The sequence below is a fragment of the Kitasatospora sp. NPDC051984 genome (assembly GCF_044593455.1).
Lineage (GTDB): Bacteria > Actinomycetota > Actinomycetes > Streptomycetales > Streptomycetaceae > Kitasatospora.
On sequence record NZ_JBIUCB010000003.1, the window covers coordinates 124,597 to 140,998 of the forward strand.

A 16,402-nucleotide genomic window follows, 5' to 3' on the forward strand; every position below is an offset into this window, starting at 1 on the left:
CGGAACTGCCGCTCAGCGCAGCCTGCTCACGCCCATCGCCCGGGACAGCCGCAACGCCTCCCGCCAGTGCCCGACGGCGAGGCCGGGCGCACCGAGCGCGGACTGCGCGCGGCCGAGGGCCAGCAGGGCCCGCACCTCGCCGGGCAGGTGGCCGGTCGCACGGTGCAGGGCGAGCGCGCGGCGGCCGCTGTCCAGTGCCGCCTGCGGCTGCTCCAGCCGGACGAGTGCGCAGGTCAGAGCGGTGAGAGCGTTGCCTTCGAGGATGCGGAAACCGGCGGCGCGGCTGATCCGGAGAGCGTTTTCCACGTGCTCCAGGGCGGCCTGCGGGTCGGTGCCGGAGCGGGTGGTGGCGAGGCCGATCAGCGCGACGGCCTGCGGGTGCCGGTCGTCGGCGGCCTCCGCGAGGCGCAGCGCCTCCCGGTATCCGGCGGCCGCGTCGGCTCGGCAGTGGGCGCGTTCGTGCGCGGCGGCCAGCGCGAGGTGGGCGCCCGCCTCCAGCGCGGGGTGGCGCAGGGTGCGGGCGGCGGTGATCGCGGCGCGGGCGAGCAGCCGGCCGGCGGCGGGGTCGCCGAGGTCGGTGCGCGCGCCGGACAGGCAGGTCAGCGCCACCGCCTCGCTGAACGTGTTGCCGGTGCGGCGGTGCACGGGCAGCGTCGCGTCGAGCAGGCGGACGGCGTCGGCCGGACGCCCCAGCGCGCGGCGGACGGCGGCCAGGTTGGTCCGGGCGATGGCCTCCTCGGCGGTGGCGCCCTGCTCGCGGTGCAGCCGGGCGGCCCGGGTGAAGTGCTCGGCGGCCTCCTGGAGCCGGCCGAGCTTCCCGCAGATCAGCCCGAGCACGGTGAGGTCGTCGGGGTGCCCGGTGGCCGCCGCCGCGGGCCGCCACTGTTCGGCGAGCCGCCGGGCGGTGGCGGGGAAGCCGGCGTCGCAGGCTTCGTCGGGGTGCCCGGTGGCCGCCGCCGCGGGCCGCCACTGTTCGGCGAGCCGCCGGGCGGTGACGGGGAAGCCGGCGTCGCAGGCTTCGTCGAGGTGCCCGGTGGCCGCCACCGCGGGCCGCCACTGTTCGGCGAGCCGCCGGGCGGTGACGGGGAAGCCGGCGTCGCAGGCTTCGTCGGGGTGCCCGGTGGCCGCCGCCGCGGGCCGCCACTGTTCGGCGAGCCGCCGGGCGGTGGCGGGGAAGCCGGCGTCGCAGGCCTGCCGGACAACGGGGGCCAGGTCCTCGTCGGCGTCCGTCAGATACCAGTCGAACAGCCGCTGCCGGGCGGGGCCCATCTCCTGACGCTCCGTCAACTCGTGGGCATGTGCGCGCAGCAGCCCGGGGAGCCCGTACCGGCCGGCGCGCTCACGCAGCAGGTGGGCGTCGGCGAGGGTGCGCAGCAGGGCGGCGGCCTCGCCGGGGCCGGTGCCGGCAAGGGCGGCGGCGCCGTCGGCGGTGGTGTCCGGGCCGGGGAGCAGCCCGAGCAGGCGGTACAACCGCCGGGCCGGGGAGGGCAGTTCGCGGTAGGAAAGGTCGAGCGCGGCCCGGACGGTCGAACGCGGGTCGCCCTCGACGTGCAGCAGCTCGAGCAGGTCGCCCCCGGCCAGCCGGGCGCAGTGCTCGGCGATCGTGCCGTCCCGGGCGACCAGGCCGGCACCGGCGGCACGGACGGCCAGCGGCAGGCCGTCGCAGAGCTCGACGAGGCGGCGGGCGGCCTCGGGTTCGGCGGCGACCCGGCACTCGCCGACCACGCTGCCGAGCAGCTCGCGGGCCTCGTCCGGGCCGAGCGCGTCCAGGGTGAGCCGGCGGGCGCCGTCGGCGGCGACCAGCCCGGTCAGGCGGTGGCGGCCGGTGACCAGGACGGCGCAGCCGCGGGCGCCGGGCAGCAGCGGGCGGACCTGTTCGGCGTCGCGGGCGTTGTCCAGCACGATCAGCACGCGCCGGTCGGCGAGCAGGGTGCGGTAGAGCGCGGCGGCCTCGTCCCGGCAGTCGGGCAGCCGGTCCGGCGGGGTGCCGAGGGCGCGCAGGAAGCGGCCGAGCACCTCGGCGGGACGCAGCGCCGGGTGCGGAGAATGGCCGCGCAGGTCGATGTACAGCTGCCCGTCCGGGAAGTGCTCGCGGCGGGTGTGCGCCCAGTGCACGGCGAGCGCGGTCTTGCCGACACCGGGCGGGCCGACCACCGCCGCCAGGCGCGGCTGCGGGCCCGGGGCGGTCAGCGCGTCGAGCAGCCGGAGCTCGGCCCGGCGGCCGACGTACGGGCCACTCTCGGCGGGCAGCTGAGCCGGCTGGACGCCCCTTGCAGGCAGCTGAGCCGGCTGGACGCCCCTTGCAGGCACTGGAAGTTGGCGACGCAGCACCCGCAGGTGGGCGTCCTCGACCTCCGGGCCGGGGGCGATGCCCAGCTCCTCGTCGAGTCGCTCGCGCAACCGCTGGAACACGTCGAGCGCGGCGGCCTGCTCGCCGCCCCCGGCCAGCGCGAGGATCAGCCGGGCGTGTAGTCCTTCGTGCAGCGGCTCGGCATGCACCAACTCCCACAGCTGGGGGACGGCGTCGGCGGGCCGGTGCAGCAGCAGGGCGGTGTCGGCGTACAACAGCGCGGCGCGGATCCGCCGTTCGCCCGCCGCGACGGCGGCCGGGTGCCGCCGCAGCGCCGGGTCGGCGTCGGCCAGCACCGGCCCGCGCCACCAGCGCAGCGCCAAGGCCAGCGTCTCGTGGACGGTGGCCGGGTCGGGCGCGTGGTGCGTGCACACCGTACGGGCCAACAGGGCGTCGAAGCGGCCGAGATCGGTGTCCTGCGGGCCGGCCGTCAGCCGGTAGCCGGTGGGGGTGCGGGCCACCCCGGTTGCCAGGCGGCGGGCCTGGCTGACGTACGTGTGCACCAGGCTCTGCTGCGAGTCCGGCGGCCCGTCCGGCCACAGCGTGTCGGTGATCTCCTGCCGGGTGGCGGGCTCCGGGTGCTTGAGCGCCAGCAGGCCGAGCAGGCGGCGCAGCATCGGGCTGGTGACCGGGACGGGATCGCCACCGGTCCGCAGCTCCAGCGGCCCGAGGACCAGCAGCCGCGGCCCGTCGTCCAACTCCCGTTGCGCATCGGCGAGTTCTTCGTCGCTGATCGCCAGCGCCTCGGCCAACTGCCGCAGCGTACGCGGCCGGGGCCGGCGGACCCGGCCCTGTTCGAGGTCACGCAACGCCCGGGTGCTCAGCCCGGCGCGCTCGGCGGCGGCCTGCTGGCTGAGCCCGGAACGCCGGCGCAGCGCCCGCAGCCGGGGGCCGAACGGGACCCCGCCAACCGCCGCCGGTACCGCCATCGCGCGTCCCCCCTCGTCCGACCCGAGGCAAGTGTGGCCGGGCCGTTCGCGCCGGGCAAGGGAGGACGGGGTCGCTCTTGGATCAGCCGGTCAGCCAGCTGAGGAACTGGCTCCAACGCCCAGGTTTTCCAGCCGGCGCCTCCGGCTTCCGCGCCGTCTCCGGCTGCACAACCGTGCGCCGGGCGGGCACCGGCGGCACCGGCTCCCGCGGCGTGAACCGGCCCCGGCACCCAGCAGCAGGGCCAGTTGGTGGACCATCTCGTCGTCCGTGAGCCGCTGGCCGTGCTCCATCAGCCAACTCGTCACATCGTCGCCCGGCCGCTCCCGCTTGAGCACGACCAATTCCGCCGACCGCGCCGAACAGCACCTGGGCGGCCTGCTCGGCGTTCACCCCCTCGAACATGCCGGAGATCCCGAACAGCACCCGGTCGCCGATCTCGGCCGTGCAGCCGAACAGGTCGTTGAACACGAACAGCGGCAACTGCTTGGCGTACGCGGCCAGTAGATCGGCCGCCCCCTGCTCCGCGAACCGCGAGATCAGGAAGTCGGAAACCTGCCTGGTCGTCCGGGCCAGCCGACCCGGATCGACCCGGGCCATGCTGTCGGTGACCGGCCGCCGCAGCCGCAAGTGCTCGGCGCCGTCCGTGAACATGCAGTTCGGACGGGGCGCGAGCAACGGCAGCACCGGGCTGTCGGCCGGGATCCGCCCGTCGTACAGCGCCCGCCACCGGTGCGGATCCTTGCGGAACGTCGCCGGGTCCTGCAGCAGTTGCAGGGCCGTCGCGTAGTCGGTGACCAGCGCGGCCTCCACCCCCGGCGCCAACTCCACCGGCACCGCCGGCCCGAACCGCCGCAACCGCTCGTAGTACCCCTGCGGATCGGCGGCGAATTCCGGCCCGTACAGCGGCACCCGCCCGCCCTTTACCGGGCACCCCGGTATTGCCACGTCGAGTCGTACGTCCATCGGCTCGGCTTCCTCCCCGCGCAGGCACACACCTCGGCCGACCGCGCATGCCACCTGCGCACCCGCCACTCCGCCAAAGCAGAACTCCCGCCCCTTGACGGCGACTTGAGGCCATGTCCGCTCCCGCTCCGGGGCCAACCGGATGAATCCCGGCCCCCGCAAGCCGCGCCGCAACACCCCTGAACACTCGACTTCCGATGCTGGCGCCATGTCCCATCACCTCAGCGGCCCCAACCTCCGCTCACCCCTGGACGACGCCCGCCTCGACATGACGGACCTGTTCGCCTTCGCCGCCCCCGGCGACCGCACCGTCCTGATCCTCAACGTCAACCCGATCGCCCCCACCGGCGGCGACGCCTTCCACCCGGACGCCGTCTACCGCATCAACATCGACACCGACAGCGACCACCGGGCCGACATCGCCTACAGCTTCACTTTCTCCCCACCCACCAACAACCATCAGACCGCCACCGTCCGCCGCGCCACCGGCGACCAGGCCCGCGCCCACGACGCCACCGGCCAGGAACTCTTCACCGACCTCCCGGTGAACTTCGACGCCACACCCACCGTGACCGAGTCCGGCCCCTACAAGTGCTACATCGGCTTCCGCAGCGACCCGTTCTTCGCCGACCTGGACGGCATCGTCGCCAAGTTCCAATGGACCGGCGTCGACTGGGGAGCCGACAAGAACGTCTTCGCCATGGCACTGGAAGTCCCGAACACCGAACTCGGCCCGCACCCCGAAATCGGCGTCTGGGGCCGGGTCAGCCTCCACCAGAACGGCCGACTCACGTCCGTCGACCGCGGCGCCCACCCGTCCCTGACCGCCTACTTCAACGCCGAGGACGTCAAGGACGCCTACAACGCCGGCGAACCCGCCGACGACTGGACCACCTACCGCGAACCCTGGTCGGCCGTCCTCCAGCACTTCGGCGACTACACCCCCCAAGCCGCCGAACAGGCCCTACGCGCCGTCCTCCCCGACATCCTCCGCTACGACCGCACCAAGCCCACCGCCTACCCCAACGGCCGCACCCTCACCGACGACGTCACCTCCGCCCGCCTCACCATGCTCACCGGCGGCAAAGTCCCCACCGACCACATCACCCCCCACACCGACCTCCTCCCCCACTTCCCCCACCTCGGCGCCCCCCACCCGGCCTGACCCCACCACCGAACAACGCAAAAGCCCCAGGCCATTGGCCTGGGGCTTTCTGCTGGAGCGGGCGACGAGAATCGAACTCGCGCTCTAAGCTTGGGAATCTTTGGGCCTCCGGGCCGCAAAGCGGCTCTGACCTGCGGTGATACGCCGCCAGATGGGGCCTACGGCTCCTCATCTCTTACCGAGATACCCGTTACCCACCAGCCGTTCTGGCACTGATCTGGCACGCACCGCCATCGTCCGCGCCGAAGCCGCACCGTGCCCTCAGTCGCGTCTCGGTGCTACCTATGTCGCCCAAGGCCCGCTGCCAGACCTGCACCCCTCACCTGCCACGCTGGGCGGCCCCCGGGTGCTGGAGGCAACAAGCAGCCGAGGTTTCCCGGCCGCGGCACCAAACTCAGCGTTCCTCCGCTACTTGCTCGTCCTCCGTGACCGACCTACCGCTCCGCGTGTGGATCCCCCGTGCACGAGGGTGCCCCTGGTGCGCGAGCGCCTCGACCACCTTGGCCACCGCGGTCCCCACGGCCTCGTGCTCCCAGACCCGCAGGGGAAGCCACCCCAGTCGGACGAGGTGCGCGTCAGTGTCCTCATCGCTGCGAACATTGTTCTGGAGCTTGTTCCACCACCACTCCGCGTTGTGCTTCGGCATGTGCAAGTGCTCCGGGCAGGCGTGCCAGAAGCACCCCTGCACGAACACCGCGGTCCGCCAGCGCACGAAACTGACGTCCGCGCGGCGCCGCCGCTTCCCCGGAACGGGATGGTTCACCCGGTACCGGAAGCCCAACGAGTGCAGCCCACGCCTCAGCGCGAGCTCGGGCTGGGTGTTCACACTTCTCTGCGCCAGCATCACACGACGGGCGTTGGCGTCCCGTGGCGGTGGTGCGCCCGCCCAGCCAGCTGTGTCTCCCGTACGCTGACCAACCGCGATCCGGAGTTCTGGTCACTCCAGATTCGTCGCCCGAAGCCCCCCACGTCTCAGCTTTGCACTCCAGTCGACCAGCCGTGAGAACGCCTACGCCCATCCAGGACCGTCAGTACTTGCGCCAGTAGTCGCGACGTTCGACCCGCCAATCACCGCTCCGTTCACCGAAGTCGTCCTGATCGCCGAGGTCTTCGCCATTGAATCCGCAGTCACCAGTCCAGGTCGTTCGGCCGAAGCTCCAGCCTTCTGTCACCCTGACTCTCCAAGCCAGATTCCAGCCTTTAGCGGCAAGGGTGTCCATGGCAGTCGTCGCAAGCAGCAGGGCCGGCGGTCCGTGGCGGTCGATGCCCGGGTCATGTAGGACTGGCTGATGTTCCCCGGAAAAATGAAAGTCGAGGTGCCGGCCGTTCCAGTGGAGGTCCAATAGGTCGGCCAGCGTCCGTGATGGAACGGCCCGGTTATCCGGCTTGCCCTTGACACCGTCCGACAGTCGTACGAGGAAGGTGTCCTCGTATTCCGCCGTGCTGGGGGACGTGGCTTCACTGCCGGATGAGGATCCTGTGGTGGCCCCTGCTCGCCGGTAGTACTCCGCCAGGTACATCTGCGGCGGCCAGCGCTCGCTCAACTGTGGTGACTCCCCCGTACCCAACAGAGTCTCGATGGCGCTCTCCCGCACGTCGCTCCGTACAAGGACTGACTCCACCTCCACATGGACATACCTCTGGTCGGCGCCCGGTCTGGTGGGCGCCGACGACCGGTCCCCGTCCAGTCGCAGAACGGTGTACGGGTCGGTGACGAGAACCGGAAGTTGGCCTTCTCCCTCCGTGTCGTCGGGCCGGTCAAGGTTGTATTCGGCGCGCAGCACATACCAGGCCACCCCATCGGGGTCTTGCACCATCGCAAACCGGGACGGCTGCATGCCTCTCAGCACAGCCGTGATGTCACCCTCGCCCACCAGGGCACACCACCAGGAGTCGGACCGCCGACTCAGGTGGGCCGACGATGTCGGCCACCCGGGTGCGATGGTCGGGTCGATCCCATGCCGCCGGTCCAGCACTGAGAGTTCGGACCAGGCGCGCAGCCCGCCCAAGCCGGACTTGGTCGTGCCGTGCCATTCCTCCAAGGCGGTCTCCATGACCTTCTGCTGCTGGGCGTAGGAGGGCCACTCCCCAAGGCGATAACCCGTGCGGCCGCGCATCTTCACCTCAAGCCGCCTCGGCTTGAGAATCCGAGACCGCTGGACCAGCCACCGATAGCGCCTTGGATGGCTGTCGGTCTTCTCGACCATCGACCCGAAGTAGCTCTCGCACCGCTCCAACTTCCGCCAGGAGACCGGCAGTGGAGGAGCCCATGGCAGTCCGACCCTGGGCTCCTCGCACGACAGGGCAGACGACGGCCAGAGCAACGTCCGCAAGCTGGAGATCGTCTGTTGGATGCCCCTGTGTGCCCTGAACTGGTCACGCATCATGACGGCGTTCCACTCCTCCACCGGAACTGCCTCAGATCCCAGCAACAGCGCACCGTAGGCGGCCAACCAACTCGCCTCGGCAATATACGAATCGCGGTGCTTCCCGAAGATCTCCACCTGTTCGATCGCCGCTCCGGGAACGTCCCGCCAGATCTGCGCCACTGTGCGCACGCACTGAGCACGCAGAGGCGGGCTGGGAACTGAGGCGAGCCATAGCAGCACTCTGGTCACGTCGGTGGCATTCTTCCGAACCTCGTCAGTCCCGCAGGCCGCCCATCGAATGAACCGCTGGATCATGGCCATTCCGTCCGGATCTTCCAGGAGGTGCAGCATCGGAACGATGAAACGGCTTGCCAACTGGCGCTTTCTCAGCCCGCGAAGCTCACGGTGCAGGAAGCCGGCACCAGCTTGATGTTCCCGGCAGGCCGAGTTCACCAGCACCGTGTACCAGACCCACGGTGCCAGCTCGGGGTCAGACATACCTCGCTTCAGGAAATCGAGCGATTGACCAGTGACCCAATCACCACGCCTACCTTGGAGAGAATCCAGAACAGCCATGGCGGCTGCCGACGGCAACCCCTTCGGGAGGAAATGCGGAAGCTCCTTCCCCGGATGGGTGTATGGCACCACGCCGGCCAGAGCCGACAGCAGTCGGTAGGCCCGATTGGCGGTTTCGTCAGGACCAGACAGGTCGTTCACCAGGGAAACCAGGTGACGCTGGCGCTCGGGTCCACCCATCAGATTGCTGGCCCAGACGTGCTCGGCAAACCTCTGCACGGCGAATCCGATCCGCTGATTCTGTGGATCCGACGCCAATACACCCGCCTGGAAGAGCCATTCCAACAGCTGTACGGGCTCTCCCAGTTCAGGCGCGCTACGCAGAGCCGCACATGCCGAGCCGTGGTCAAGGGAGTCTTGCAGCCCCAGACGCTCGCCGAGAAGTGCACAGGCTCTGCTCACCAAAGGATGGGCGGCGGCGGAAGGTCGACCGTGAAGGTACCCGAAATAGTCCTTGTCGAGGATCTTCAGCCACCACTCGAATAGATCGCCGATGCTGGGCACTGGCACGGGTGCATCGACGGCCACTGCGTCACGCTCGCGGTACAGGCACCAGGCGAGCACGGTCAGCATCAACGGGCGGCGCAGTTCAGCGACGTCAGGTGGAAGAACGAGTGCGGGCACCTGGTAGACATCCCGCAGGACCTCCCAGGCCTTCTCCGGATCCGCCACACCGCTCGCCCAGTGGATACCGTACCGCCCGACCGTGCTCTCGTCCCGTGACCTGTGCCGGTCCAGGCGGGTGGATGCCACGAGCAAGACCTCGGGGAACTCCCTCAGCAATATCGCCAGGGACGCGAACCCGTCCAGTTCATGACCTCGCAGAGCGGCAACGTCATTGAGGGCATCGATCACCAACGTGGCGTGCTTCCCACTGGCACGCGCATGTTCTTGGAGCGCCGCCAACAGCTTCCGGACGGGACCGCCCCGACCTCCCGGCGCGGCCGCGCCGGCGATTTCCTCCTCCCACCGCTCGCCACCGAGTTCCCGACCACTGACGAACGCCACCGGAGCCCCGGCAGCAACCCGGGCCTCCGTCCAGGCCCCGAGGCCGTAGGACTTGCCTGTGCCCCACCCTCCGGCAATCAGCAGAGCGCCAGACGCTCGGGCGAGTAGGGAGGCATCGATGCCGATACCAGCCAGCTGGCGCTGGCACGCATGTAGTTCCTGCAGTGCGGAAAACAGCCTCCGCTCGGCGGAAACGTGCTCGGCAGGCAGATCGTCACGTGGCCCTGATGCCTTGAAAGCCGCACACAGCTCACGGATCAGGGCTCCCATGGCCTCCGCCGCTGAGGCCGCCCGTTCCAGCACCGGCGTGATTGTGCTGCCGTTGTCCCTCGCGGACTCGGGCGGTACGCCTTCCAGCATGGCGGCCAGCTCCTCGACCCTCCGAAGGCACTCCGCGCGATCACACTCCTGGCTACGCCACACCCCGAGGGCTAATTCGACCCGCTTGGCCGTCGGCTGTCGAAATCCTTCGGCGGGCGGATCCCAATCGACCCAGCGCCGCAGCGCTTCAGCCGCCAACCTGATGCGAGCCGCAACCGTCCCGGGGGAGGTCAACTCCTCAAGGACATCGCTGAGCGGAGTGTGCAGCCATGGAGTCTCCAGCCCATCGGCGCCAGCACCCCTGCGGATGCTGCGCGCCGTTGCCAGCGTCTTGCGATCTAGGTCGATGCGGCGAGCAAACTCATCCTCGGTGGAGGGTAGTTCGGACTCGGCAACCAGTTGTCCGGCATCACGTGCACCACTGGTGTAAATGTGCAGCTCACCCACCGTCCGGGCCTGCACCACCGGACCGTGAAACTCCCCGCCCTCGATGTAATTCGCCACCCGCCCGATTCTGCCGAAGACCAGTGGCCCAGAGGCGGCCTTCCGGGAAGAGAGGGCGCGGTCGACTAGCCGACGTTCCGGCAGCTGGACTTCGCCAGTGAACGCGTCGACGACCATGTTGTACCCAACGCGGGAGCCACAGGTCAACTGACCTGCGGCTTTACCACGGCTCCAACGCCAACCGCGGCTGCCCGAGCGCTGAGGCTCGCACGCATGCGGCAGATCCTGAACCATGCGCCGAGCTGTGAGCGGCCCTCGATACCAGCTGATCCATAGTCATATCTTGGCGAGAGAGCCGATGTTAAGATCACCATCGAGTGATCCTGGGGGGGAAGCCATGCCTGAAAGCCTAGACAGCTGGCTGCTCGAGGCTGTGTCGGAGTTTGGCCGGTCGTGCAAGGGGAAGCTTGCTGGCGGAGGCGGCCCCGAGGCCGCGATACGCAGTCCCCTGGAGGCGCTTCTTAAGGCCGTGGGTGATCACCACTCGCTTCACGAGGTGACTTGGCACGACGAGGTTCCGCTTCCCGCAATCGGTGTACGTCCGGATTATGCGCTCCAGGTCAACGGACTCGTGACCGGCTACGTCGAGGTCAAGAGGCCAGGCCTCAGCGTCGATCCCGAAACCTTCACCGGCCGCAACAAGGAGCAGTGGGAGCGACTGCGCGACCTACCCAACCTCCTCTACACCAACGGCACCGAGTGGCGGCTCTTCCGTGATGGGGTCCAATTGGGTGCGACAGTCCAGTTCACTGGCACCCTGAAGAGCACGGGTGAGCGGCTCGTCCCCGCCGATCCGGCGGCGTTCGACGCGCTGATGCAGGCGTTCCTGCTCTGGGCCCCTCCCCCCATACGCCAGGTCTCCCGACTCGTTCAGCACATCGCCCCGCTCTGCCGCTTGCTGCGTGCCGCAGTACTGGAGCAGTTGGCTGCTGAGGCCAAGTCCTCCCAGGCTGAGGACGACGCACGAGCCCGGCCGTTCACTGGGCTTAAGAGCGACTGGCGCAAGCTGCTGTTCCCCTCCGCCGACGACGCAACGTTCTCCGATGGCTACGCGCAGGCCGTGACCTTCGCCCTGCTGCTGGCCCGCACCGAGGACATCCCCCTCACCGAAGGCGGGCTCCATGAAGTCGGCCGCAGGTTGGACGCCGATCACGCGCTGATGGGCAAGGCCCTCCAACTGCTCACCGACAACGTCAACGAGCGCTTCGCGGTGACCCTCGACCTGCTAATGCGCACCATCGCCTGCGTCGACTGGCCCACGATCAGGCAGGGCAACAGGGACGCCTATCTCCACCTGTACGAAAACTTCCTCACTGTGTACGACGCCCAACTACGGCAGAGGAGCGGCTCGTACTACACGCCCCGCGAGGTGGTGGAGGAGATGGTCCGCCTCACCGAGGACGTGCTGCGCACCCGACTCAGCAAGGCACAGGGTTATGCCGGGGATGACGTGCAGATTGTCGATCCGGCAATGGGAACAGGGACCTTCCTCCACACGATCATCGAGAGAGTCGCCGCTCAGGCGTCTGATCTCCGCGGTCCCGCCATGGCGCAGGACGCCATAGGCCGGCTCGCACAGCGTCTTTACGGCTTTGAGCTCCAGATGGGCCCATTCGCCGTCGCTGAACTGCGTACCTCGGACCTCTTGAAGCGGCACCAAGCCCCACTGCCTGACGGCGGGCTCAATCTCTTCGTCACGGACACGCTAGATAACCCATTCGTGGAGGAGCAAGAACTAGCCTCTACCTACAGCGTCCTCTCCGCCTCTCGAAGGCGCGCCAACAGGGTAAAGGGAGAGATCCCCGTCACTGTAGTGATCGGCAACCCGCCGTACGACCACAAGGCGGAGAACCGCGGTGGCTGGGTGGAGAAGAGCGCGAAGGGCCAGGAGCCGCCCCTGCTCGACGCCTTCCGTCATCTTGGGAATGGTCGATATGAGCACATGCTCAAGAACATGTACGTGTACTTCTGGCGCTGGGCGACTTGGAAGGTGTTCGACGCTCATGAAGCCAATCGTCACGGGGTGATCTGCTTTATCACGCCGTCGGGCTTCGCCACCGGACCCGGTGGACGGGGCATGCGAGACTACCTACGGCGTACCTGCGATGAGGGTTGGATCATTAATCTCTCCCCCGAGGGACAACGTGCGGACGTCGACACCCGCATCTTCCCGAAGGTCGCCCAGCCGTTGGCCATCTGCATCTTTTTACGCCGAGCTGACACAGATCCGGAGCGCCCTGCCCGAATCCATTACTACTCCATCGCTGGCAAGCGAGCTGAGAAGTTCCGACAGCTTAAAGAGATCCAGCTAGACGGTGACGGATGGCGCGACACGCACTCGGATGGCGTGCGTCCGTTCACCCCCGCCACGCAGTCCGGGTGGGAGGACTTCCCTGCTCTGGACGACCTCTTCCCCTGGGGAACCCTGGGAGTCACGTCGAACCGTTCCTGGGTGAGCACGCCCTCCGCCGAGACCCTGCGCCGGCGCTGGAGCCGACTCATCCGCGAAGATGATCCTGCCGAGAAGGGTCGGCTCTTCAAGGAGACTCGCGACCGCACGCTCGACCGGAAAGTGACCTCACTTCCGGGGCAACCGGCCCACAAGCTCGCAATTGGAGAGGAGACCTCTCCCACCCCGAATTTGGTTCGCATCGCCCGTCGCAGCTTTGACCGACAATGGCTTGTAGCTGATAACCGAGTCCTGGACTTCGCTCGCCCTCAACTTTGGGCGGCGCTCGGTGATGGCCAGCTCTTTCTGAATCAGCAGTCAACGCACGTGATTGAGTCCGGGCCGGCTGTGGTGGCGACCGCTCTTATCCCTGATACAGACCATTTCAATGGGCGTGGCGGCAGGAACATCCCTCTCCTGCACCCCGACGGTTCGGCCAATGCCCCTACTGGCCTACTGGCGTATCTTTCCCGTGAACTCGGCCTGGAGAAGATCACGATCCAGGATTTGGCCGCCTACACGATCGCGGTAACGGGGCACACAGTCTTCACTGAGCACTTCAGTGAAGAGCTTCTCACCCCTGGCGTACGCATCCCACTCACTCGAAACAGGGGTACCTGGCAAAGGGCTGTAGAGATCGGCACCGAGGTGCTGTGGGCATCAACCTACGGCGAGCGCTACACAGCTCCGGACGGCGCCCACCCCACCGGAAGCATCGAATTCCCGCAAGACGACCCCCGTCAGATCCGATACCTCACTCACATCGGCGCGGCAGTCCCGGACAGACTGGCCCACGACGCCGAGACTCAGACGCTGTATGTCGGCCAAGGCTCGTTCGCACCGGTGCCCGAGAATGTCTGGAACTTCAATGTCGGTGGCATGTCGGTGCTGCGGAAATGGTTCGGTTACCGAAAGGCCTCCCCCAACAGCAAGAAGACTAGCCCTCTCGACGACATCCATGTCAACAGCTGGCCAAGCGAGTGGACATCCGAGCTCATCGAATTGCTGTCCTTGCTGCGCCGCCTGGTCGACCTTGTGCCGGTGCAGCGCGATCTGCTCGCCGAGGTCCTGGCCAGCCCGGTCGTCACGGAGCACGACCTTGAGGCCGCTGGAGTGTTTCCGGTTCAGGCTGCTGTCCGTAAGGCGCGAAGCGCGGTGACCGACGGGCTTTTCGGATCTTGAGCTATTGGCACCGATGGGCTCAAGACAGATACGCGAGCGCCTCGTCCAGCGAGAAGACGCCCTGCGCCAGTCGGCGCAGGGCGGAGCGGATCCGGCGGTGATCGAGCTCGGAACCGGTCTCAAGAGCATCCGCGAACGCCGCCACATCAGCCAGCCGATTCTCGGCATGCTCCTGTTCGGCACGGTGGAAGACTGCCGCCCCGAGCGCGGTGACCGTCAGGGCTCCATGCGCATCGGAGATCAAGCCCATCCACAGCAAGGCCGGCACATCAGCCCTGATCTGTTGCAGGACCAGCCCACGTGCCAGTGCGGAGTGCGGCTCATGAGCGGAGGCAGGTAGGGAACTGAGCGCCAACTCGGTAAGTAGCTGGTACTGCGAGTGTGTCAGGACCACGTGCGGGACGGACATACGCCATGCCTAACACATCAGATGCTATGCGCTGCCTAGAATCTCATCCGCGCAGCAGAGGCGGCATGTCGCAGGAATGCGCGCCCCGGGATCGCTTGCGGGGCCTCCCCCTGAGTGGTGGACACGCTGATACTGGATCTGCTTGATCCGGAGGAAGCGAGAACACCGCCGATGGCGATGAAGGACTACTCCGACGAATTCAAGGCCGATGCCGTGGCCCTGTACGAGTCCACGCCCGGGGCGACCTACAAGGACATCGCCGCTGACCTGGGCATCAACCGGGCGACACTGCGCGAGTGGGTGCTGCGGGACCGGGAACGTCGCGGCATCGCGGCGGCCGCTCGGGCAGGCGGGGCGGTGCCGGTCTGGGCGGGACAGTCGGCACCGTCTGCCGATCCGGACGAGCGGATCCGGCAGCTGGAGGCCCGGGTGGCCGAGCTCGAGGCGAGCGAGCGGATGCTGGCCGCCGAGCGGGACATCCTGCGCAAGGCGGCCAAGTATTTCGCCGGCGAGACAAACTGGTGAACCGCTTCCAGTTCGTCCACGACCACCGGGACGCCTTCGGCGTGAAGCGGTTGTGCCAGGTGCTGGGCGTGAACCGCTCCAGCTACTACAAGTGGCGGGACGGGGCCGACGCGCGGGCCGCGCAGCAGGCCGCCGACCGGGCCCTGGCCGAACAGATCCGCGCCGTCCACGCCGACTCCGACGGCGCCTACGACTCCCCGCGGATCACCGCCGAACTCCGCGCCGGCGGCCGGAAGATCAACGAGAAGCGGGTGGCCCGTGTGATGCACAAGTTCTCCATCCAGGGCATACGCCTGCGCAGACGAGTCCGCACCACGGTCCCCGAGCCGTCGGCGACACCGGTGGTGGACCTGTTCCAGCGGGACTTCACCGCCCCAGCACCCGGCCTGAAGTACATGGGCGACATTACCTATCTCCCCACCGGAGACGGCGAGTTCCTCTATCTGGCCACTGTCCTGGACTGCTTCAGCCGCCGGGTGGTCGGCTGGTCCATCGCCGCCCACATGCGCACCGAACTGGTCACCGGCGCCCTGCGGATGGCAGCGGCCACCCGCGGCGGACTGCGCGGCGCGGCTTTCCACTCCGATCACGGAGCCCAGTACACATCCCGTGAATTCGCTGATCTGTGCGGCGAGTTGGGCGTCACCCGGTCCATGGGCGCGGTCGGCACCTCCGCCGACAACGCCGCCTGCGAGAACTTCCATGCCACCCTCAAACGCGAAACCCTGCGCGGCACCCACCACTACCCGGGCGCGGAACTTGCCGACGCATCGTCTTCCGGTGGCTCACCCGCTACAACACCCGCCGCAGACACTCCGCCAACGGACACCTCAGCCCGATCGACTACGAAGACCGGCACCAGCAGCAATCCGATAAGCTCACGCTGGCTGCATGAAACCCCGAACGCGTGTCCACTACCGCAGGGGAAGGCCCGCCCCCGCTGACCGGACGCACCAACCGGATCATCGGCGGGGCAGCGCTTCCTCCTACCTCCCCAGGCTCGCCAAGAACGCCGAGGTGGAGGCGGACACCGTGGCCGACCACATCCGTACCCGCCTGGCTGATCCCGCGCTGCTCGCCAAGGATGACTTCGCGGGCTTCTTCAACGCCCGACAGCGGGTCCTGGTCGAGACGATTGGTCCAGACAACAAAAAAGCCCCAGGCCACTGGCCCGGGGCTTTCTGCTGGAGCGGGCGACGAGAATCGAACTCGCGCTCTAAGCTTGGGAAGCTCATGTTCTACCATTAAACTACGCCCGCAGCTGACGAACCGTCAGGGACGGATCGATCAAGCACCACTGTACCCCATCGGGTGGGGTGGGAGTGCGGGGTTCTGGGTGGCGGCGAGCCTGGTGGGGTGGTGTCCGGTTGGTCCCCTAATGTGACGGCTTTCGGTGGATGCGGAAGTACGGGAAGGGGACCGATGGAGCAGCGCACCCTGGTTCGTTGTGCGGAGGGGCATCTGTTCGGGACGGCGGCGTTTCCGATGCAGCAGTTGCAGGCGGGGCGGCTGGGGCCGGGGCGGTTGTTGCGGTGTCCGCGGTGCGGGCGGTTGCGGAATTCGGTGCCGGCGGACGTGTCGGAGTTGTCGGAGGTCCAACTGGCGCGCGGGCTAAGGATGTAGGCGGTGCGGGCGCCCGCCGGGGCTGGTC

At 68.4% G+C, this 16,402-nt stretch carries 7 protein-coding genes, 1 tRNA gene and 2 pseudogenes; 4 read left to right on the forward strand and 6 right to left on the reverse strand.

From position 1 onward, the window contains the following. Positions 1 to 12: 12 nt before the first annotated feature. Both ACIHEI_RS07160 and ACIHEI_RS07165 read right to left on the reverse strand, forming a co-directional pair. Positions 13 to 3,279, reverse strand: coding sequence for a BTAD domain-containing putative transcriptional regulator (locus ACIHEI_RS07160; protein ID WP_396605967.1), 3,267 nt, complete (start codon positions 3,277 to 3,279; stop codon positions 13 to 15). A 219-nt stretch (positions 3,280 to 3,498) separates the two neighbouring features. After that, a pseudogene (locus ACIHEI_RS07165) lies at positions 3,499 to 4,243 on the reverse strand (cytochrome P450); the annotation flags it as partial. A gap of 208 nt (positions 4,244 to 4,451) precedes the next feature. On the opposite strand from ACIHEI_RS07165, the gene ACIHEI_RS07170 reads away from it, so the two are divergent. Then, complete coding sequence (locus ACIHEI_RS07170; protein ID WP_387639562.1) at positions 4,452 to 5,408, forward strand: DUF4331 family protein; 957 nt, start codon at positions 4,452 to 4,454, stop codon at positions 5,406 to 5,408. Positions 5,409 to 5,802: 394 nt separating this feature from the next. Here the strand turns inward: ACIHEI_RS07170 and ACIHEI_RS07175 are convergent, their stop codons facing one another. Continuing rightward, entirely contained in the window at positions 5,803 to 6,333 is a 531-nt protein-coding gene (locus ACIHEI_RS07175) for a very short patch repair endonuclease (RefSeq protein ID WP_396606189.1), read from the reverse strand. A 103-nt stretch (positions 6,334 to 6,436) separates the two neighbouring features. Then, a complete protein-coding gene (locus tag ACIHEI_RS07180; RefSeq protein ID WP_396605968.1) occupies positions 6,437 to 10,186 on the reverse strand; it encodes a hypothetical protein in 3,750 nt (1,249 codons plus the stop codon). Between the two features lie 571 nt (positions 10,187 to 10,757). On the opposite strand from ACIHEI_RS07180, the gene ACIHEI_RS07185 reads away from it, so the two are divergent. Then, complete coding sequence (locus ACIHEI_RS07185; protein ID WP_396605969.1) at positions 10,758 to 13,817, forward strand: type ISP restriction/modification enzyme; 3,060 nt, start codon at positions 10,758 to 10,760, stop codon at positions 13,815 to 13,817. A gap of 19 nt (positions 13,818 to 13,836) precedes the next feature. Here ACIHEI_RS07185 and ACIHEI_RS07190 read toward each other — a convergent pair whose 3' ends face one another. Beyond that, on the reverse strand, positions 13,837 to 14,226 hold the full coding sequence (locus tag ACIHEI_RS07190) for a hypothetical protein (RefSeq protein WP_396605970.1): 390 nt from the start codon (positions 14,224 to 14,226) through the stop codon (positions 13,837 to 13,839). A 171-nt stretch (positions 14,227 to 14,397) separates the two neighbouring features. Between ACIHEI_RS07190 and ACIHEI_RS07195 the strand changes: the two are divergent. After that, positions 14,398 to 15,646: pseudogene (locus ACIHEI_RS07195) on the forward strand (IS3 family transposase). A 290-nt stretch (positions 15,647 to 15,936) separates the two neighbouring features. Here ACIHEI_RS07195 and ACIHEI_RS07200 read toward each other — a convergent pair. Then, a tRNA-Gly gene (locus ACIHEI_RS07200) sits at positions 15,937 to 16,010 on the reverse strand. Between the two features lie 163 nt (positions 16,011 to 16,173). On the opposite strand from ACIHEI_RS07200, the gene ACIHEI_RS07205 reads away from it, so the two are divergent. Further along, positions 16,174 to 16,374: a hypothetical protein gene (locus tag ACIHEI_RS07205; RefSeq protein WP_387639567.1), complete on the forward strand. Its 201-nt coding sequence runs from the start codon at positions 16,174 to 16,176 to the stop codon at positions 16,372 to 16,374. Positions 16,375 to 16,402 lie beyond the last annotated feature (28 nt).